Source organism: Rhodococcus sp. DN22, from assembly GCF_036669995.1.
Lineage (GTDB): Bacteria > Actinomycetota > Actinomycetes > Mycobacteriales > Mycobacteriaceae > Rhodococcus_F > Rhodococcus_F erythropolis.
Window position 1 is genome coordinate 460,965 of record NZ_CP133326.1, and the last position, 18,266, is coordinate 479,230.

Here is an 18,266-nt window from a genome sequence, read left to right on the forward strand (position 1 = left end):
CCACTCACAGGGAGCGGAGCTCCCTAGGCCTTCCACCACGGGCGAAGCGGCACATGCGCCTCACCCTTGGGGCCTAGCTTGACGGCCAGAACCTGGTGCAGCTGAACGACATTGCGCTCGAACCCGAGTCGTGAGCCGGCCATGTACAGGCCCCAGACGCGTGCGGTTCCCTCGCCGACCTCGGCGACGCAGGCGTCCCAGTTGTCGACGAGGTTCTGGCACCATCCGGCGAGCGTCAGTGCGTAGTGCTCGCGCAGGTTCTCCTCGTGGCGCACCTCGAGACCGACGTTCTGGATCTCGGAGATGATGCGACCCGAACCGGTGAGCTCCCCGTCGGGGAAGACGTACCGGTCGATGAATCCGCCTGCCTTGGCACTGCTTCGGTTGTCCGGACGGGTGATGCAGTGGTTGAGCAGGCGCCCACCTTCACGCAGCTTGCCCTTGAGGAACTCGAAGTACGCCGGGTAGTTTCCGACGCCGATGTGCTCGGTCAGGCCGATGGAGGACACTGCGTCGAATCCGGTTTCGGCCACGTCGCGGTAGTCGGAGAAACGGACCTGGGCGAGATCGGCGAGGCCCTCGTCCTCGATGGCCTTCTGTGCCCAATCCGCTTGCTCGCGTGAGAGAGTCACGCCGATCACCTTGACGCCGCGTCGGGCCGCGTAGCGAACCATCGAGCCCCAGCCGCAACCGATGTCGAGAAGTCGATCACCCTTCTGGAGTCCGAGCTTCTCGAACACCAGGCGGTACTTGTTCTCCTGGGCTTCTTCGAGCGTCTGTTCCGCATTGTCGTAGGCGGCACAGGTGTACGTCATGGACGGGCCGAGGACGTACTCGTAGAAGGTGTTGGAGACGTCGTAATGGTGATGGATGACTTCGGCGTCACGAGTCTTGGAGTGACGCAGTCCTTCTGCGACGCGACGCCAGCGAGGAAGGTGTTCCTGGGGCGGCGGGGCGATGGGCCGCAACAGATCCCAGCCCAGTGAGCGGGTGATGCTGGCGAGTGTCAGTGCCGACGGGCGCTTGAGGTGGAGTTCGTCACCCATGATGCGCAGGATCTCGTACGGATCACCGGGGTGAACACCCTCGGCTTCGAGATCGCCGGAGACGTACGCGCGGGCCATGCCGAGATCGCCGGGCGCCGTTGCGAGATAAGTGGTTCCGCGAGTCGACTTGAGGTGCAGTCCGTAGTCGGCATCTTCGGGGCCGGCGGTGCTGCCGTCGTACGCGGTGAATCGAAGCGGCAGCATGCCGTCGGAAAGCGTCTCGAGAATCTCGGCAATAGAGAGCTTGTCCTGGCTTTTGGAGTCTTTGAACGTGGTCATTTACGTTGCACCGCCTTAGAGAATAGATCCAATAAACGGGATTTCGGGTCGTAGCGTTCCTTGAGTCCGATGTACCGGTCGCCGCCGTAGTACAGCTCCTCGAAGTCTTCCTTCGAGTAGTAGGAGTCGGAGTAGAGCGATTTGTGTCCGTCGAAATCGCTGACCTTTTCTTCGATCAGTCGATTTGCTGCCCCCTCGCGCTCGCCGGGAACGATCGGCACCGAAGACCAGAAGCCGATGTTGACGTAGGTGCGCTTGGGTTCGAGGGGGTAGAGGGGCCACGGCCGAGAAGCTGAGGCAGCGGCCGGGCTGGGCTCACGAAGACGCAACGGGCACAACCACAGTGGTTCGATCGGAATTTCCTCGAGGAACCACGAGACGAAGTCCGCGGTTCGTTCGATGGGTACCTCGACGTCCTGGACGACGCGTTCGCGCGGGGGCTTGCCCTTGCGCTTTTCGAGGCGATCTCCGATGTCGTACTTGTGGTCGAGGGCGATCAGCTTCCAGTAGAAGCTGCTGCGCAGGTACTGCTTGGGCCAGAAGCGTCGAATCTTCGGGTTCTGTGCACCGAAAGCCCGTGAGCACCAGAACCAGTCGGTGTCCCAGCGCCACAGGTAGTCCCGAATGGTCAAGCGATCCGTCTTGGGCTGTGTGAGTGACGGATGCTGGATCGACCGGTAGAAGATGTCCTGGTCGGTGTAATCGCTGACCGGGCCTTCCTCGTCGGTTTGTACGCCGAGTGTGAGGTAGCTCTCGGAATCGGTGAAGACCACCCCGTCGAGGTAGTCGACGGCGATCCCGTCGTACTCGCGCTCGGTGACGATGCGATCCATCGTTTCTTCGAGCTTCTTCAACGAATCGAAGCGCACGTGACGCAGGGCGACGTACTTCTTGACGGGTTCGAGTGCGATCTTCAATCGCGTCGAATAGCCAAGTGTGCCGTAGGAATTGGGGAAACCAAAGAACAGTTCGGCATGTTCGCCGTCCGGCGTAGCGGTGATGATCTCGCCGCTCCCGGTCAGTACGTCGATTTCGAGCACCGACTCGTGTGGCAGGCCGTTGCGGAACGAGGTGGACTCGATGCCCAGGCCCGTCACCGCACCGCCCAGGGTGATGGTCTTGAGTTGAGGTACGACCAGTGGCGCCAGACCGTAGGGCAGTGTCGCGTCGACGAGGTCTTCGTAGGTGCACATGCCGGCGACGTCGGCTGTGTGCGCCTGCGCATCGACGGCGATGACACCTGCCAGACCGCTGACGTCGAGGCCGGGGGCCGACGTCTTGGCGCGAGCGCGGAACAGATTGGATGTCTTCTTTGCCAGGCGTACAGAAGCATCGGCGGGAATGGCGCGGTATGACGCGAGTAGGCGTTCGACGCCTTCTCTGTGCTGCTCGAACCCCATTTCACGCGCAGCATCGGAACCCGGGCCTTGCTTTGTCCGGATTCGATCTAACTTCTGAACTACCCCATTGAACGAGAGAGTCACACCCTGACGCTATCGGTAGTTGCGTGTGCAAGCTATCCGGAGGGGTATTAATGCCCGAATTTGATCGAGTTGTTGCAATCGAACTCGGTAAATGCTCCGAGTGGTGAACCAGCTCACACGGAATGGGTAGATGGTCGAGATACCCGGGCGCAGCAGGCAGTATGGAAAGGAATATCTGCGCAGTTCGAGGTGCGGATTCGGGTAGTCATTCGCGGTATCGAGCCGCGTTGGTCGAGCAAGGAGACGTAGGGCATATGGGTCAGGTCAATGCAATGAGTTCGATAGTCGTCACAGCAGCACCCGACAAGGTGCTCGCGGCGCTCGCGGACTACGAGACGGTTCGCCCGCGGATCCTGTCCGAGCAGTACCTCGACTACAAGGTCGTCGAAGGCGGCCAGGGTGACGGCACCGTCGCGCAGTGGACGCTGAAGGCGACGGAAAAGCGCTCGCGCAACGTCAAGGCCACCGTTACGGTCGACGGCAACGTCATCACCGAGAAGGACGCGAACTCCAGTCTCGTCACCACCTGGACCGTTGCCCCTAACGGCACCGGAACGACGGTGACGACGCTCACCCAGTGGCAGGGTGCCACCGGTATCGGCGGTTTCTTCGAGCGCACGTTCGCCCCGAAGGGTCTGCAGCGCATCCAGGCCCAGGTCCTGGACAACCTCAAGCGCGAACTCGTCTAACTGATCCTGCATCACCGAGATGGCGTCGTACCTTCACCGGTACGGCGCCTTCTTTCATGGGCCGGTAATGATCCGCCCCAATTCGGCGAGTGCGGGGTTTCCGCTTTCCCAGTAGTCGCTGTGAACTCCGAACCCAGGCTGCCCGGGTGATCCGGCGAATATCTGCGCGCCGAATTCCGGATCCGACGGGTCGAACCCGTGGAGTCCGAGGATCTTGGGGATCAATTGGACCGGATCCCAGAAGGCCGTCGTCGAATGAACATGGCGCGCCACCTCGTCCGAGTCGACGCCGTCCAGGCTCAGTTCGTTCACGCGCTCGACATCGACGCCAGGGCTTGCGACAAAAACCAGTTCGTCGACGTCGAGAGAAGCGCCACGGGTAGTCGCAGCACCGACGACGGTGCTGCCGTAGGAATGACCGATCACCACGTTGTGCGACGGCTGACCGTCATGCGAGGTTCGTAACCCGTCCTGGAAGCTGTCCAGCCTCGGTGCCGCGGAGTTGGCGTACTGATCCGAGGCTGCATCGGGAATGCCTGGGGGAGCGTCGTATCCGGACCACAGGATCACTGATGTGGCTTCCGTTGGCGCCGCCCTCACCGCCGAGTCGTACATGGCCTTGGTTCGTTGCAGATCTCCGCCGACGCCCGACAGCCCGGAGCCGGTTCCGGGAACCAGTGTTGCGACGTTGTCGGCGGCATCGGGATTACCGACTGCCACGACGGCGTGCCCATCCGTGACCGAGAGAAGGAACGTGTCCGGTCGAAGTTCGCCGCGCACGGCCGTGTATCCGGCAGCTACCGTTCGATCCGGCAACTGCTCGAGCGCAGAGAGGTACCGCCGGTTGTAGTAGTCCCGGTCGAGAGCGGGAAGGCCGTCGCGGCTACCGATGGACGGATCCCACCTCGCCAACGCGTCTTTCTCGTTGGGAGTGAGCGATTCCCACAGTCGGTGTAACTCCGTTGGTGTCCCGGGGAGCGTCGACCTCCCATCGATGATGTCGACGACAGTGCGGTTGAGGCGATCAGTCTGATTGCCAAGGAGTGATCCGATCTCCCGGAATGCCTCACCCAGAGCAGTCGCGGCCCGGTTGTCTTCATCGTCGAGTGCCGTCAATGCAGTGGAGATCCTCTGCTGAAAAATCTCTGCAGCCGTGGCGTTTTCGGAATCTTGCATGACGTCGGCCAGATTCCACGGCTGCTTCGTCTCAGGCGCCGATACAGCTCCACGGTCTGACACCGTCAATCCGTGTTCGAGAGTCGCCTCCTCGACCAGGTCCAGAACTGATTTTCGCGCCGCCCCGATCGTATTGGCCGCCCCGCCATACAGATCCGCAACTACGCGAACCGCAATCGACAGCCGCGACGAGGAAAGCGAGATGCCAGACCACTGCACTGCCGCCGCGCTCGACGCTTGTCCCTGCCAGAATTCGCGGACGGCGTCGATGCTGCGTCCGGCGTCATTGCCGAGAGCTTCGATCTGCCGGTCGATGTCGATCAGTTCCGAAGTGCTCGTGCGCAATTTCTCCGGTGACCACGTTCGAAGCTGAGAGACGGTGGACTGCATCAGTAGGCTCCGCGCAGTTCGGACACCACTTCGCCCTCGGCAGCGTCGTACAGACGTGCTGCGGCAGCGGTTCCCGACGCCATGAGTCCCAATTGCGTAGCCAGGTACCGGTACGCGTCGGCGATGACTCCGGCATTCCCAGTCGACACAGCCGCGACAGCGGACGAGTTCAGGGCCGCCGCGGCTTCGAAAATCGGGCCGGCGGAATCGATCCCCGAGATCTGATCCGCAATTCGAGACAGATCAGCTGAAAGTTGCTGCAGAGCAGCGAAATCTACCTGAAGTATCGGCCCCATGGCAGAACCGTATCCAGGTGAGCTGGCTAGCGGGACGGTGCCGAGTTTCCTGTGGACAATCGGGATTTCTCCACAGTAGCGAGGTCAGGGGGTTGTCAGGAAGGCGGTGACTCCGCTGGTGACGGCGGTTGCGTACTCCTGCTGACCGTCCGGACTCGTCATGCGCGCTGCCTCGTCGGCATTTCGCATGTTGCCGAGTTCGACCAGAATCGACGGCCGCTGCGACAGATTGAGACCCGTCAGATCGGCGCGTGGCGCCAACCCGTCGTCACCGATGTAGGTCGACGGGGTGAGCCCGGCGGTGACGAGTGAGTCGCGCATGGTTTCGGCAAAGGCGACGGACGGGCCGGCCTGCACCGTATTCAGCGGGGGCGCGGAGTAGCAGACGTGGAAGCCCTCGGCCCCGGCCGCTGCGCCGTCCGCGTGAATGCTCACCACTACGTCGGCGCCGGAGGAATTGGCGGCTTCGGCACGTGCGTCGACGCATGATCCGACGCTGACGTCATCGGGTCGACTCAGGACGACAGTTGCGCCTTGGCCTTCGAGCTCGCTCTTGACCAGGCTCGCGACTTCCCAGTTGAAGGTGTGCTCGGGGAACCCGGCATCGGTGTTGGTGCCGGTGGTCTGGCAGTTCTTGGTGCCGCCGCGGCCCGTGGGGACCTGGGTGTTGATGCTGTCGTCGTTCGCCCCGCTGTGCCCGGGATCGAGGAAGACGACCTTGCCGGTGAGCGCAGCGGGGACGTCAGCGGCCACAGTGCTGAGCGGAGACACCTCGACCGAAGTCGTGGCCTCGGCAGTCTCGGTCGGAATCGTGCACGCAGCGCTCAGAAGCCCAGCCCCGACCACGGCGATCAGGGCAGTGGAGCGGAACACACGTGATGCCATGTTTGACCTACCTGACGGTTTTACGGTGTCTGACTGGTTCCGGCGCACCCGCTCACGGTAGCGCGCACCGACTACGCTGGTGGGGATAACTCTGTAGAAAGGACCGCTCGTGCAACCAGGTGGAGCACCCGACATGTCTGCTCTGTTGGCTCAGGCTCAGCAGATGCAGCAGCAATTGATGGCGGCGCAGCAGGAAATGGCTCAGGCCGAAGTGACCGGTCAGGCCGGTGGCGGACTGGTTGTCGCCACGGTCAAGGGCACCGGCGAGGTTGTTGGTCTGCAGATCGATCCCAAGGTCGTCGACCCTGAAGACGTCGAGACGCTGCAGGATCTGGTGATCGGCGCGATCGAGGACGCTTCGCGCAAAGCACAGGAAGTCGCTGCTGAGAAGCTCGGCCCGTTGGCCGGCGGACTCGGCGGAGGCCTTCCCGGTCTCCCCGGCTTCTAGAAACGAGAACGCGTGTACGAAGGTCCGGTTCAGGATCTGATCGACGAACTCGGGAAGCTTCCCGGAGTCGGGCCGAAGAGCGCTCAACGCATCGCTTTTCACCTGCTCTCCGTGGAGCCTCCCGAGATCGACCGTTTGAAAAATGCATTGCAGCGCATCCGTGACGGCGTTCAGTTCTGCACGGTGTGCGGAACTGTGTCCGATCAGGAGAAGTGCCGCATCTGCGCCGACGCACGTCGCGATCGCACGGTGATCTGCGTCGTGGAGGAACCGAAGGACGTCCAGGCCGTCGAACGCACCCGTGAGTTCAAGGGTCGCTACCACGTGCTCGGCGGTGCGCTCAATCCGCTCTCGGGGATCGGGCCTGACCAGTTGCGTATCCGGGAGTTGTTGGCTCGCATCGCAAATCAGGAGGACGGCGTCGACGTGTCCGAGGTCATCATCGCCACCGACCCCAACACGGAGGGTGAGGCGACAGCTACCTATCTCGTTCGCATGATGCGAGACATTCCGGGGCTGACGGTGTCTCGGTTGGCTTCGGGTCTTCCGATGGGTGGCGATCTCGAATTCGCAGACGAGTTGACGCTGGGTCGGGCATTGTCCGGCCGTCGTGAATTGTCGCGGAACGCTTGATGGGCGGCACGGAGCAAGGTCAGCAGGTGCGTCGTACGTCCGAGCAGACGCGTGCGCAGATCATCGCGTCGGCCGGGAAAGCATTCGCGACTCGGCCGTACCGCGAAATCACGCTCAAGGACATCGCCGAAGACGCAGGCGTCAGCGCACCTCTGATCATCAAGTACTTCGGTTCCAAAGAGCAGTTGTACGACGAGTTGGTCGACTTCCGGGCAGCAGCGGTCACGGTCTTCGACGCCCCGAACGACTCGCTCGGCGAGCGCATGGTCTCGCTGTTCACCAAGCCGTTGGAGTCGTACAAGCCGCTGTCCATGAGCTTGTTGTTCATGAGCGGCGTCAGTGAAGAGAGCAACCGCAAGCTGCGCGAGAACTATTCGACGCAGATGATCGACACCCTCGCCGCTCGCCTGTCCGGCCCCGACGCGAGATTGCGCGCGGAACTGGCGATGTCGATGGTGGTCGGAGTGGCGATCATGCGCCGACGGATGATGGCCGGCCATGCCACCGGCACCCAGGACGAAGTGGTTGCGCTGTACGCACCACTTGTCCAAAAGCTGCTCGACGGGTGAGCGGCATCACAATTCTTGCTTGGTAAATATCCGTTCACCTAATGTAGGTGAACGGATATTTACCTAGTGGGAACAGGCGGTGTGGGGTGACGACGCTCGACCGTCCGCCGGGCACGCCTGCAGCCACCACCCCCGACGCGAGTCTCGCGCAGTCGCGCTCCCGCTTTCTCTTCCCCATCGTTGTCGCCGCCGCCGTGTTCCAGGCTGTTCTGCAGACGGTCATCGTTCCACTGCTGCCGGAGTTGCCGCACTTCACCGGCGCTGGACGCACGGCCGTGTCCTGGCTGGTGACCGTAACGCTGCTGGTCGGCGCCGTCGTCACTCCCATCTTCGGCCGGCTCGCCGACATGTTCGGCAAGAAGAAGATGCTTCTGGTTGCCTTCTCGATGATGACTCTCGGCTCGATGTTGTGTGCGCTGTCGTCGGACATCGCTGTCCTCATCTTCGCGAGAGCGTTGCAGGGAGCCGGGTCGGCGGTCATCCCCATCGGAATCTCCATGCTGCGTGACGAATTGCCACGCAACAAGGTCAACGGCGCAGTGGCCATGATGAGTTCGACGCTCGGCGTCGGAACCGCTTTGGGCATACCGTTTTCTGCGATGATCGCGCAGTACTCGAACTGGCACGTCCTGTTCTGGGTAACCACCGCCATCGGACTGTCCGTGACTCTTGCTGCGGTGCTGTTCATTCGAGAGTCCGAGCCGAATCCGTCGGGAAGATTTGACGGCGTCGGGGCTGTCGGTCTGAGCGCCGCGATGATCGCTCTGCTCGTGCCGATCACTCAGGGGTCGAGTTGGGGATGGACCAGCGGAGCGGTGATCTCCATGCTGGCCGCGTCGGCGGTGCTGTTCACGCTCTGGGTAATTCAACAGCGGCGCAACGTCAATCCGCTGGTCGACGTCCGCGCTCTCGTGAAACGTGCGGTGTTGATCCCGCATCTGGCGGCTCTGCTGGTCGGGTTCGCATTTTTCGGGAACACACTGATCACTACACAACTGCTGCAGGGGATGAAGGGGCCGGGCGCCGGGTACGGCCTGTCGATCATCGCAGCAGCGCTCTGCCAGATTCCGGCGAGTATCGCGATGGTGCTGTTCTCACCGGTTGCGGTGCGGATCACCGACCGCTTCGGTTCACGGACCGCGATGTTGACCGGTGCCGTGTTCCTCGCCGGCGGGTACGGGATTCACGCCGTTGCCGGTAAGCCGCTGTGGGGAGTGGTTGCAGCACTGGGTATCACAGCAGTCGGGACCGCCATCGTCTACAGCACGCTCTCGCTGCTGATTCTGGTTGCCGTGCCCCGTCAGCGACTGGCGGCAGCCAACGGGGTGAACTCACTTCTGCGGACGTCCGGAAGCACGATCTGCAGCGCGACGGTGGCAACGATCCTCGCCGCGTTCGTGATCGGCGGTTCGGAACATTCCACGTCGTGGACCGGATTCTCCGTCGCCTACCTGGTGTGCGCGGGCTGCGCGGTGGTCGTATTCGCGGTGTCGATCCTGTTGCCGCAGGGGCGAACCCCGAAACACGTCGATCTGCCGGATCTCGTCAGGCGACCCTGAATCCCGAGAGGAAGAGTGTGATCATCAGATCCGCGAACTCTTCGGTGGTGTACTTCTGGCGGTCCGGCCAATGCGTGGTCGACCACAGGGTGTCGCGAACCGATCGATAGAAAATCTCCGGGGCCACGTCTTTGCGGAAGATTCCCTGATCGACGCCTTCGGCGATCGCTTTCATCCAATGCTCGCGGACTTGGCGTGAAGGCCCGTCGACGGATTGCAGGAGATCGTTGTCGCGTAGATACGCCCGATCGTTCTGGTAGATCGCCGTCGGGTGCGGGTGCAGTTCGATGACGACCAGGGTCTCGCGGATCAGGCCGCGTAGGACGTCCTCGGGGTCGTTCGCCGTCTTCTCCACCTGATCGAAGCGGAGTTGAATGTCGGTGATGAAGCCGCGCATGAGCTCGGCGACTATCGCATTCTTCGACTTGAAGTAGTGGTAAAGGCTGCCCGAGAACACTCCAGCGGCGTCGCCGATCTCGCGAACGGTCGTGGTGGCGACACCCTTCCTGGCGAACAGCTCGGCTGAGCTCTCCAGGATCTTCTCCCGACGATCTGGTGATGCCACTGAAATCTCCACTGGTTGTCGGTCCTGCTCAGAGCAGGGTTTCGCGGGTGCCGGGCTGCCGGCGTCGAACGTAGCGCAATCCTGCCTGATGGCTCCGGCTCGAACCAATTCGTCGGTGAGATCGCGTGTTTCCACTTCCGGATTCCTATGCTAGCTTCAAAATCAAGCGCTTGCTCAACTTTCGTTCACGGAGGATTTCAGTGCAGAGCCTGCAGACGCAGTTTCCGAATTTCATCGGCGCAGAGGCCGAACCACCCCGCGTCGCCCGCTACGCCGTCAACGAGGCGATGATCCGCAACTGGGTCGAGGCACACGACGACCGCAACTCGATCTACGTCGACGCCGAAGCTGCTCGCAGCACCGGTCGTCGAGACGTCGTCTGCCCACCCGCCATGATCTCGACCTGGGTGATGGCGGGCTACCGCCGCTATCGGCAGGTCCAACAACTTCGCGCCGACGGAGCCGCCGAGGAATTCGCCTATTCACGACTACTCGGGCTGTTGGACGAGGCCGGCTACACGTCCGTAGTCGCGACCAACGTCGAGCAGGAGTATTTCGCGGAGTTGAGTCCCGGAGACCACGTCACCGCATATTTCACCATCGAAGCGATCTCACCGTTCAAACAGACGGCTCTCGGTCACGGGTGCTTCATCACTCTGTTCAAGAAGTACGTGGACCAGGACGGAAAGACGCTGGTCGAAGAGCGCTTCCGACTGCTCAGATTCAAACCAGATGCCCAGACAGATACCAAGCCCGAAGCCCAGGAGGTAATCGCATGAGCGAGACTGGCTCCCGCCACACCGCGGTGCCGAGACTCACCGTCACCGACGACAACGATTTCTTCTTCTCCGCGGCCAAAGAGGGTCGCCTCGAGATCCAACGGTGTGCGGATTGCAAGACACTGCGCCACCCGCCAGCGCCCGCCTGCCCGGAATGCCGCTCGTTCAGTTGGGACACAGTCGAATCCACGCGGCGATGCACGTTGCACAGCTTCACGGTCATTCATCACCCGAAGGATCCTGCCTTCGAGTACCCGCTCGCCGTCGGACTCGTCGATCTCGAAGAAGGGACGCGTCTGGTTGCCGACATCGCGGGCATCGATCACGAGGAACTCGAATTCGGTATGGAACTCGAAGTGGCGTTCTCCGAGCACGCCCACGGGGAGATGCTGCCGCAACTGAGGCGACGGGGATCGGCGCAATGACGAATCTTTTTGATTACGAGGTAGGTTCGGCCCTTCCCAGCCTCGAACTGCCGTTGGACCGAACGCTCATCGTCGCCACGGCGATCGCTTCTCAGGATTTCGAGGACGTGCATCACGATCCGGGCAAGGCGCAGGATCGCGGAACTCCCGACATCTTCATGAGCATCAACACCACCAACGGGCTCATCGACCGCTACATCACCGACTGGTCAGGCCCGGGATCGCGAATCGTCAAAACATCACTACGGCTTGGTGTTCCGAACTTTCCCGGAGACACCATGACATTGACCGGCAAGGTGATCGACTCCGACGGCCGGGCGCTCACCGTGACGGTTCTCGGCAAGAACGCTCGCGGAACGCACGTGACAGCCGACGTGACTCTCGAACCGGCGGAAAGGGTAATCGCATGACACGAGGATTTTCGAGGCAAGCCGCCATCGCCGGGATCGGCGCCACCGAGTTCTCCAAGAACTCCGGCCGCAGTGAATGGCAGTTGGCGTGCGAATCCGTGATCGCCGCGCTCGACGACGCTCACATCGAGGCAGAAGAGGTGAACGGATTTGCACTGTTCACCATGGAGAACAATCCCGAGATTGCGGTCGCACGCGCTCTCGGGATCCCGGAACTGACGTTCTTCAGTCGTATTCCACACGGCGGCGGCGGTGCCTGCGCACCGGTTCAACAAGCAGCGCTTGCCGTCGCCAGTGGTGTCGCCGACGTTGTGGTCGTCTACCGTGCCTTCAACGAAAGATCAGGTCACCGATTCGGCGCCGGGCCACCACCCTTTGCGTACAACGCGTCGACGGACCAGGAGTATCGGAACTGGATCAACCCGTACGGGCTTCTGACGCCGGCGCAGCAGGAAGCCTTCCTCGCCAAGCTCTACATGCACAAGTACGGGGCAACCAGCGCCGACTTCGGTCAGATCTCGGTTCTCTCACGCAAGCATGCCGCGAACAACCCGAAGGCCTGGTTCTACGAACGCCCGATCACCATCGAGGATCATCAGAACTCGCGCATGATCGCCGACCCCATCCGCCTGCTCGACTGCTGTCAGGAAAGTGACGGCGGACAGGCGCTGGTCATCGTCAGCGCGGAGCGCGCCCGCGACCTGCCGCACAAACCAGCGATCATCAGCGGTGCTGCGCAAGGTGTAGGTCCACAACAGATTTCGATGAGCAGCTACTACCGCGAAGACATCGACAGCATGCCGGAAGTCGAACTCGTGGCGCGCCAACTGTGGGACCAGGCCGGTATCGGCCCGGACGACATCGATGCCGCAATTCTCTACGACGCCTTCACCCCGATGGTTCTGCTTCAACTCGAGGAGTACGGATTCTGCGGTCGAGGCGAGGCAAAAGACTTCATCGCCGACGGCAATCTCGAGCTGGACGGTCGCCTGCCGATCAACACCCACGGCGGTCAACTCGGTGAGGGATACATCCACGGCGTCAACGGTATTGCCGAAGGTGTACGCCTGATCCGCGGCACTTCCACCAATCAACCCACCAAAACTCTGGACAACGTGCTCGTGACCGGCGGCTCTCCCGTCCCGCACAGTGCGCTCGTCCTCTCGGCAGATCGCTGAATCTGCCGCCAATTCGAGAAAGCAGGAACCAGATGAGTGAGCGGATCACCTACGCCAGGGCTACACACGGCGAGGAAGAAATACAGGCGGTTGTCGACGTCTTGCGCAGCGGGCATCAAGGATTGCGCATCGGCAAGAACGTCTTCGAGATGGAAGAACGTATCGCGGCCTTGGCAGGCAAGAGGTTCGGCGTCATGTGCAACTCGGGATCCTCGGGTTTGTACTTGGCAGTCGAGCTGCTCGGACTGCCTGCGGGAAGCGAGATCATCACGTCGCCGTTGACGTTCTCCACCGACATCGCACCGATCGTGCGTGCCGGTCTGGTGCCGGTGTTCGTGGACGTGGAACCCAACACGTTCAACGTCGACGTCACCAAGATCGAGGCAATGGTCACCGAAAAGACCGGTGCCATCCTCATGCCGAACCTCGCCGGCAACTGCCCGGACTGGGACGTCATTCGTGACATCGCAGATCGTCACGGACTCAAGGTGATCGAGGATTCGTGTGACGCGATCGGTGCCACGCTCCGCGGCACTCCCACCGGCTCCCGGGCGGACATCGTCGTCACCAGTTTCTCGATGGCACACATCATCACGTGCGCGGGAACCGGCGGAATGGTGTGCGTCGACGACGAAGCCAGCCGCGACAAGGCGCTCCTGCTTCGCCGCTGGGGCCGTCGCAGTGAGCCGAATCTGTTCGGTAGTACCAAGTCCGGCCGAGTCTTCCGTGAAGAACTCGACGGCGTCGACTACGACAACGACTTCATCTTCGAGCTCATGTCATGGAACTTCGAGCCCTCCGAACTCGGCGCAGCCTACGGTGTCGTGCAGCTCGACAAGCTGGAAGAGAACTACAAGACGCGTAAGGCAACGTTTGCGGCCTTCACGGCGGCATACGGCGCCCATCCTGAATTCTTCACGACGCCGGTAGAACTCGACGGTCTCGATACGGCGTGGCTGTGTTACCCGGTGATGATCAACGAGAACGCCCCCTTCACGCGCAGCGACCTGCAGGAAGCCATCGAGGCCGACGGTATCGACACACGAACTGTGTGGAGCGGCAACGTCACTCGTCACCCGATGATGAACAACATCGAGTTCCGTCAGCCGGCCGAAGGATTGCCGGAAGCCGACGCGGTATTTGCCCGAGGAATGACACTCGGCATGAGTCACGGCCTGCGTGAAGACGAAGTTGCACGGATTGCGGAGAGCATCAATCGCTTCGCCTCGAAGTTCAAATAGCATGACGAGGCGCTTTGACGGCCGCCGAGCGCTTGTCACCGGTTCCAGTCGCGGAATCGGTGCGGGCGTCGCAGAGCGACTGGCAGCCGAGGGTGCCGACGTCGCCCTCGTGGCTCGGACGCTCGGCACGCATGCAACCCTGCCGGGCAGTCTCGAAGAGACTGCGGCTCGAATTGCCAAGTACGGAACCAAAGTCGAGATAGTTGTCGCAGATCTGACGGACGAGCAGCAGCGCGACACCGTTGTGCCGCTGGCGATCGAGAAGCTTGGCGGGACGATCGACATCCTGGTGAACAACGCGGCAGCGGCGATCTATCAGCCGCTGTCGGATTACCCACTGCGGCGACGACATTTGATGTTCGAGGCAAATGTCCATGCACCGCTCGATCTGATGCAAGCCGTGGTGCCGGGGATGGTGGCAAACGGATACGGCTGGATCGTGAACGTGTCCAGTGGCACCGTCAAACCGTGGCAGGGCCCGCCGTTCACGTGGGTCGAACCGGGAACTGCCATGACCGTGTACGGCGCCTCCAAAGCAGCGCTCAACAGGATGAGCAACGGCATGGGCGTGGAACTCTACGGCCAGGGGGTTCGCGTCAACACGGTTCAACCGCGGGCAGCGGTGCTCAGTGAGGGCGCCAAAGTCCTGGTCGGTGAGACTATCCGGCCGGATCAGGTCGAATCTATGGAAGAAATGGTGGAAGCGGTCACAGCGCTGTGTGATTGCGACACCGAGTTCACCGCGCGCTCGAGCGTCAGCTTGGACCTGATCGACGAGTGGTCCCTGACCGTACGCGGTCTGGACGGAACGGCACTACGAACCGAGGAGTTGGCATGAAGCCCGTCATCGTGGACGCAGCACGAACGCCGTTCGGCAAGCGTGAGGGTTGGCTGTCCGGAGTCCACGCGGCGGAACTGTTGGGTTATGCGCAGAGTGGTGTGCTGGATCGGGTGGGTGTGGATCCTGACGCGGTCGACCAGGTCATCGGCGGCTGTGTGACGCCTCTCGGTGAGCAGTTCGGAAACATCGTGCGTACGTCCTGGATGCATGCGGGCCTTCCGTTGAAAGCGGGCTGCACCACGATCGACGCGCAGTGCGGCACAGCGCAGCAATCGGTGCAGTTGATCGCCGGGCAGATTGCCATCGGTGCAGTCGACGTGGGTGTGGCGTGCGGTGTCGAGTTGATGTCCCGCGCTCCGTTGACGTACAAGGTGGGTACCGGCCTGGGAACGCCGCGTCCGGAGTCGTGGTCACTCGATACCGTCGACCAGTACACCGCGGCCGATCGGATTGCTGTCAAACGCGGTTTCAGCCGCGAGGATCTCGACGCCTTCGGGCTGCGCTCGCAGCAGCGAGCCGCAGCAGCCTGGGAGGCAGGACGCTTCGACTCGCACATCATCGATGTGGTCGCTCCGGGCTCTGACGTTCCGGTTCACCGTGATCAGGGTCTGCGCGAATCGACTCTCGAAGGGCTCGCGAAGCTGCGCACCGTTCAAGAGGACGGATTGCACACCGCTGGAACGTCTTCGCAGGTCTCGGACGGTGCGAGTGCAGCTCTGCTGATGTCCGAGGATCGAGCCAAGGCCCTCGGCGTGCGGCCGCGCGCAAAGATACTGGCGCAGTGCGTCATCGGCGGTGACACCGAGTTCATGCTCGACGGTCCCGTCGACGCGGCAAACATCGTGCTCGGACGCACTGGTCTGACGATCGACGACATCGATCTGTTCGAGGTCAACGAGGCATTTGCTTCGGTACCGATGTCGTTCGCGCAGGTTCACGGCGTCGATCCCGAATTGCTGAACGTCAACGGCGGCGCAATCGCACTGGGCCACCCGGCCGGTGCAACCGGAATCAGACTGTTGGCCAATGTCATCGACGAATTGGAGCGCCGGAACAAGTCCATCGCACTGATCGCGATCTGCGCGTCCGCCGCAACCACCTGCCTGATTCTCGAACGCATCTGACAAGAACCGAAGATTGAGGAACCTGCCATGGCACTACCCCTGCTCGAAGATCACCGTGACCTGGCGGAAGCGGTAGCCGCATTCGCGAACCGCTTCGGTGGAATCGCCGATACGCGGAGCAACGTCAAGAGGTACGCCGCCGGTGATCGGCCGGACTCGTGGGATGGGTTGGTCCGTCAGGGCCTGCACGCAGTGCACCTGCCGGAGCAGTACGGCGGTGACGGGGCGGGTCTTGCCGAACTTGCAGTGGTAGTCGAGCAATTGGGTGATGCGCTCTATCCGGGACCGTACGTTCCGACGGTCATCGCGAGTGGGATTCTCGCAACAGCCGCGGGCCCGGCTGCGGAAACTATGCTGACCGAATTAGCCACCGGTGCAACCGGAGCAGTCTGTACAGGCGCGGGATTGCGCGCGGCTCGAAGCGACGCTGGGTGGACAGTGAGCGGTTCTGCCGACCCAGCTCTAGGTCTGCCCGGAGCTGATGTCGTTCTCGTGCGGGCGAACAGCGAAGACGGAGAGTTGTGGTTCCGGCTCGAACCGTCGACTTCCGCTGCGGTGGTGATCGAAGACGGGGTGGATCTGACACGGTCGATCGGAACACTGACGTTGACCGATCACCAGGTCGAGGCTGGGCTGATCGTCGACGGCCTCCAGGCGCACCGAGTCGAACTGATCGTCAACACGGTGTTGGCTGCGGAGGCGAGCGGTATCGCCGGGTGGGCGCTACGGACCGCAGTCGACTATGTGAAGTCCCGGCAGCAGTTCGGCCGTCCGGTCGGAAGCTTCCAGGCAGTTCAGCACAAGGCGGCCATGATGCTGGTCCGCTCCGAGATTGCCTGTGCCGCAGCGTGGGACGCCGCTCGATCCGAAGACCACGACGAGGATCAGCAGAAACTTGTCTCGGCTCAAGCTGCGTTGGCCGCTTTGCCCGTCGGCATCGAGAACGCCCTCGAATGTGTAACTTTGCTCGGCGGAATCGGATTCACCTGGGAGCATGACGCGCACCTGTACTGGCGCCGGGCGATAAGTATCGCGGCAGTGGCGGGTTCCGAGGTGAAGTGGGCACACACGTTGGGAGACCGGTCTGCCGAGTCGGAACGGGATTTCTCCTTTGTCGACCCGCAAATGCTGCCGGAGTTACGAGAGCAGGTTCGTAGGGTTCTGGACGAGGTTGCGCTGCTGCCCGACGACGGAACCACCAGCGCCAGTTGGGCGCCGGCCAAGGGGAGCGCTCGACGCGCCCGATTTGCCGACGCCAAACTGGTTGCCCCGCACTATCGGGCGCCGTACGGGCTGGGAGCGGGACCGAGGGAACAGGCCGTCATCGCACATGAATTCGCGATGCGAGGTTGGGCTCAACCGTCCACGGTGATCGGGGAATGGGTGCTGCCCACGATTCTCGAACACGGCAACGCCGAGCAGCAGGACAGGTTCGTCGAGCCTTCGCTGCGCGCCGACATCATCTGGTGCCAGCTGTTCAGTGAGCCGGGCGCGGGATCAGACCTGGCCGGTCTGAGCACGAAAGCGCGCAAGGTCGACGGTGGCTGGGTCCTGTCAGGTCAGAAAGTGTGGAACTCGGGTGCGCACGAGGCAGATTGGGGAGTATGCCTGGCGCGTTCCGACGCGGACGCTCCGAAACATCGTGGGCTGTCGTACTTCCTGGTCGACATGACCTCGAAGGGCGTCGACGTACGTCCGCTGAAGCAAGCCACCGGCAAGTCGGAATTCAACGAGGTATTCCTCGACGACGTCTTCGTCCCGGACGACTGCCTGGTGGCCGAACCGGGGCAAGGGTGGAAACTGGCTGCGACAACGCTGTCCAACGAACGCTTGAGCATGGGCAGCACGCTGCACCACGGTTCGAGTCGATTGTTCCGTCAGGTGATTGCCGACGCGAGCCACGACTGCCCCCGCGAAGATGCAGTGGAAGGCCTCGGCCGCAGTATCTCTCGTGAGTTGGCACTGTCCGCGATGAATCTGCGCGGAGTGTCGGCGCGACTGGCGGGTCAGGAACCGGGCGCCGAGATCAGCGTGTCGAAGGTGTACAACGCCCTGGCGCAGCGCGAGGGCTCGCGGGACCTGTTGCGACTGCTCGGACCGCGCGCCGCAGTTGTCGACCCGTCGGCGAATTACGCGATAGACCACATCGGACTTCCCTCGATTCTGTTCGGCGGCGGAACCGTCGAAATCCAACTCAACGTCATCGCGCAGCGCGTACTCGGCCTGCCGCGTTCGTAGATCTTAGGAGC

At 62.2% G+C, this 18,266-nt stretch carries 19 protein-coding genes; 13 read left to right on the plus strand and 6 right to left on the minus strand.

The genetic code is table 11. The features are described from left to right. Positions 1-23 precede the first annotated feature (23 nt). Together RA302_RS02100 and RA302_RS02105 are read right to left on the minus strand one after the other, a co-directional pair. Positions 24-1,325, minus strand: a complete 1,302-nt coding sequence (locus RA302_RS02100) for a class I SAM-dependent methyltransferase (RefSeq protein ID WP_003943932.1) — start codon at positions 1,323-1,325, stop codon at positions 24-26. Continuing rightward, positions 1,322-2,725 (minus strand): FAD-binding oxidoreductase, encoded by a 1,404-nt coding sequence (locus RA302_RS02105; RefSeq protein ID WP_019746543.1) that lies wholly within the window; start codon positions 2,723-2,725, stop codon positions 1,322-1,324. Before RA302_RS02105 ends, RA302_RS02100 begins: the two co-directional genes overlap by 4 nt. 338 nt (positions 2,726-3,063) lie before the next feature. On the opposite strand from RA302_RS02105, the gene RA302_RS02110 reads away from it, so the two are divergent. After that, positions 3,064-3,498, plus strand: a complete 435-nt coding sequence (locus RA302_RS02110) for an SRPBCC family protein (RefSeq protein ID WP_019746544.1) — start codon at positions 3,064-3,066, stop codon at positions 3,496-3,498. A 54-nt stretch (positions 3,499-3,552) separates the two neighbouring features. Here RA302_RS02110 and RA302_RS02115 read toward each other — a convergent pair whose 3' ends face one another. From RA302_RS02115 to RA302_RS02125, 3 genes are all read right to left on the minus strand, one after another. Then, entirely contained in the window at positions 3,553-5,064 is a 1,512-nt protein-coding gene (locus RA302_RS02115; RefSeq protein WP_166501693.1) for an alpha/beta hydrolase, read from the minus strand. After that, on the minus strand, positions 5,064-5,360 hold the full coding sequence (locus tag RA302_RS02120; RefSeq protein ID WP_020905903.1) for a hypothetical protein: 297 nt from the start codon (positions 5,358-5,360) through the stop codon (positions 5,064-5,066). Before RA302_RS02120 ends, RA302_RS02115 begins: the two co-directional genes overlap by 1 nt. Before the next feature lie 84 nt (positions 5,361-5,444). Continuing rightward, the gene (locus tag RA302_RS02125) at positions 5,445-6,245 is read right to left on the minus strand and encodes an Rv3717 family N-acetylmuramoyl-L-alanine amidase (RefSeq protein ID WP_047888073.1); all 801 of its coding nucleotides are present in this window, start codon (positions 6,243-6,245) and stop codon (positions 5,445-5,447) included. 109 nt (positions 6,246-6,354) lie between these two features. Here RA302_RS02125 and RA302_RS02130 point away from each other — a divergent pair, with 109 nt between their 5' ends. From RA302_RS02130 to RA302_RS02145, 4 genes are all read left to right on the plus strand, one after another. After that, positions 6,355-6,693 (plus strand): YbaB/EbfC family nucleoid-associated protein, encoded by a 339-nt coding sequence (locus tag RA302_RS02130; protein WP_003943929.1) that lies wholly within the window; start codon positions 6,355-6,357, stop codon positions 6,691-6,693. Between the two features lie 12 nt (positions 6,694-6,705). Further along, positions 6,706-7,326, plus strand: a complete 621-nt coding sequence (gene recR, locus RA302_RS02135; protein WP_003943917.1) for a recombination mediator RecR — start codon at positions 6,706-6,708, stop codon at positions 7,324-7,326. Further along, positions 7,326-7,895 carry a TetR family transcriptional regulator gene (locus tag RA302_RS02140; protein ID WP_020905905.1) on the plus strand — a complete coding sequence of 190 codons (570 nt, stop codon included), beginning with the start codon at positions 7,326-7,328 and terminating at the stop codon, positions 7,893-7,895. Before recR ends, RA302_RS02140 begins: the two co-directional genes overlap by 1 nt. A gap of 86 nt (positions 7,896-7,981) precedes the next feature. Beyond that, the gene (locus RA302_RS02145) at positions 7,982-9,454 is read left to right on the plus strand and encodes an MFS transporter (RefSeq protein WP_166501694.1); all 1,473 of its coding nucleotides are present in this window, start codon (positions 7,982-7,984) and stop codon (positions 9,452-9,454) included. Here the strand turns inward: RA302_RS02145 and RA302_RS02150 are convergent. Further along, positions 9,441-10,154 (minus strand): TetR/AcrR family transcriptional regulator, encoded by a 714-nt coding sequence (locus RA302_RS02150; protein WP_175413859.1) that lies wholly within the window; start codon positions 10,152-10,154, stop codon positions 9,441-9,443. The two genes, RA302_RS02145 and RA302_RS02150, sit on opposite strands and share 14 nt — an antisense overlap. Positions 10,155-10,219: 65 nt before the next feature. Here RA302_RS02150 and RA302_RS02155 point away from each other — a divergent pair, with 65 nt between their 5' ends. Genes RA302_RS02155 through RA302_RS02190 form a run of 8 tightly spaced genes read left to right on the plus strand, consistent with a single transcriptional unit; the run spans position 10,220 to position 18,255 of the window. Next, the gene (locus RA302_RS02155) at positions 10,220-10,798 is read left to right on the plus strand and encodes a MaoC family dehydratase N-terminal domain-containing protein (protein ID WP_031331173.1); all 579 of its coding nucleotides are present in this window, start codon (positions 10,220-10,222) and stop codon (positions 10,796-10,798) included. Continuing rightward, positions 10,795-11,223 (plus strand): OB-fold domain-containing protein, encoded by a 429-nt coding sequence (locus RA302_RS02160; protein ID WP_003943933.1) that lies wholly within the window; start codon positions 10,795-10,797, stop codon positions 11,221-11,223. Before RA302_RS02155 ends, RA302_RS02160 begins: the two co-directional genes overlap by 4 nt. Then, positions 11,220-11,633 carry a beta-hydroxyacyl-ACP dehydratase gene (locus RA302_RS02165; protein WP_021332909.1) on the plus strand — a complete coding sequence of 138 codons (414 nt, stop codon included), beginning with the start codon at positions 11,220-11,222 and terminating at the stop codon, positions 11,631-11,633. The genes RA302_RS02160 and RA302_RS02165 overlap by 4 nt, the downstream gene beginning before the upstream one ends. Further along, positions 11,630-12,811 (plus strand): lipid-transfer protein, encoded by a 1,182-nt coding sequence (locus tag RA302_RS02170; RefSeq protein ID WP_020905910.1) that lies wholly within the window; start codon positions 11,630-11,632, stop codon positions 12,809-12,811. The genes RA302_RS02165 and RA302_RS02170 overlap by 4 nt, the downstream gene beginning before the upstream one ends. A gap of 32 nt (positions 12,812-12,843) precedes the next feature. Beyond that, positions 12,844-14,052, plus strand: coding sequence for a DegT/DnrJ/EryC1/StrS aminotransferase family protein (locus RA302_RS02175; RefSeq protein WP_019746553.1), 1,209 nt, complete (start codon positions 12,844-12,846; stop codon positions 14,050-14,052). A 1-nt stretch (position 14,053) separates the two neighbouring features. Next, entirely contained in the window at positions 14,054-14,890 is an 837-nt protein-coding gene (locus tag RA302_RS02180) for an SDR family NAD(P)-dependent oxidoreductase (RefSeq protein ID WP_166501695.1), read from the plus strand. Continuing rightward, positions 14,887-16,017, plus strand: coding sequence for a steroid 3-ketoacyl-CoA thiolase (locus tag RA302_RS02185; protein ID WP_166501696.1), 1,131 nt, complete (start codon positions 14,887-14,889; stop codon positions 16,015-16,017). Before RA302_RS02180 ends, RA302_RS02185 begins: the two co-directional genes overlap by 4 nt. 27 nt (positions 16,018-16,044) lie before the next feature. Further along, the gene (locus RA302_RS02190) at positions 16,045-18,255 is read left to right on the plus strand and encodes an acyl-CoA dehydrogenase (RefSeq protein WP_166501697.1); all 2,211 of its coding nucleotides are present in this window, start codon (positions 16,045-16,047) and stop codon (positions 18,253-18,255) included. Positions 18,256-18,266: the final 11 nt, after the last annotated feature.

Excerpts from the sequence above, each read along its gene's own strand:
- RA302_RS02100 (WP_003943932.1), bottom strand. The coding sequence starts at position 1,325 with ATGACCACGTTCAAAGACTCCAAAAGCCAGGACAAGCTCTCTATTGCC.
- RA302_RS02105 (WP_019746543.1), bottom strand. The coding sequence starts at position 2,725 with ATGGGGTTCGAGCAGCACAGAGAAGGCGTCGAACGCCTACTCGCGTCA.
- RA302_RS02110 (WP_019746544.1), top strand. The coding sequence starts at position 3,064 with ATGGGTCAGGTCAATGCAATGAGTTCGATAGTCGTCACAGCAGCACCC.
- RA302_RS02115 (WP_166501693.1), bottom strand. The coding sequence starts at position 5,064 with ATGCAGTCCACCGTCTCTCAGCTTCGAACGTGGTCACCGGAGAAATTG.
- RA302_RS02120 (WP_020905903.1), bottom strand. The coding sequence starts at position 5,360 with ATGGGGCCGATACTTCAGGTAGATTTCGCTGCTCTGCAGCAACTTTCA.
- RA302_RS02125 (WP_047888073.1), bottom strand. The coding sequence starts at position 6,245 with ATGGCATCACGTGTGTTCCGCTCCACTGCCCTGATCGCCGTGGTCGGG.
- RA302_RS02140 (WP_020905905.1), top strand. The coding sequence starts at position 7,326 with ATGGGCGGCACGGAGCAAGGTCAGCAGGTGCGTCGTACGTCCGAGCAG.
- RA302_RS02160 (WP_003943933.1), top strand. The coding sequence starts at position 10,795 with ATGAGCGAGACTGGCTCCCGCCACACCGCGGTGCCGAGACTCACCGTC.
- RA302_RS02165 (WP_021332909.1), top strand. The coding sequence starts at position 11,220 with ATGACGAATCTTTTTGATTACGAGGTAGGTTCGGCCCTTCCCAGCCTC.
- RA302_RS02170 (WP_020905910.1), top strand. The coding sequence starts at position 11,630 with ATGACACGAGGATTTTCGAGGCAAGCCGCCATCGCCGGGATCGGCGCC.
- RA302_RS02175 (WP_019746553.1), top strand. The coding sequence starts at position 12,844 with ATGAGTGAGCGGATCACCTACGCCAGGGCTACACACGGCGAGGAAGAA.
- RA302_RS02180 (WP_166501695.1), top strand. The coding sequence starts at position 14,054 with ATGACGAGGCGCTTTGACGGCCGCCGAGCGCTTGTCACCGGTTCCAGT.
- RA302_RS02185 (WP_166501696.1), top strand. The coding sequence starts at position 14,887 with ATGAAGCCCGTCATCGTGGACGCAGCACGAACGCCGTTCGGCAAGCGT.
- RA302_RS02190 (WP_166501697.1), top strand. The coding sequence starts at position 16,045 with ATGGCACTACCCCTGCTCGAAGATCACCGTGACCTGGCGGAAGCGGTA.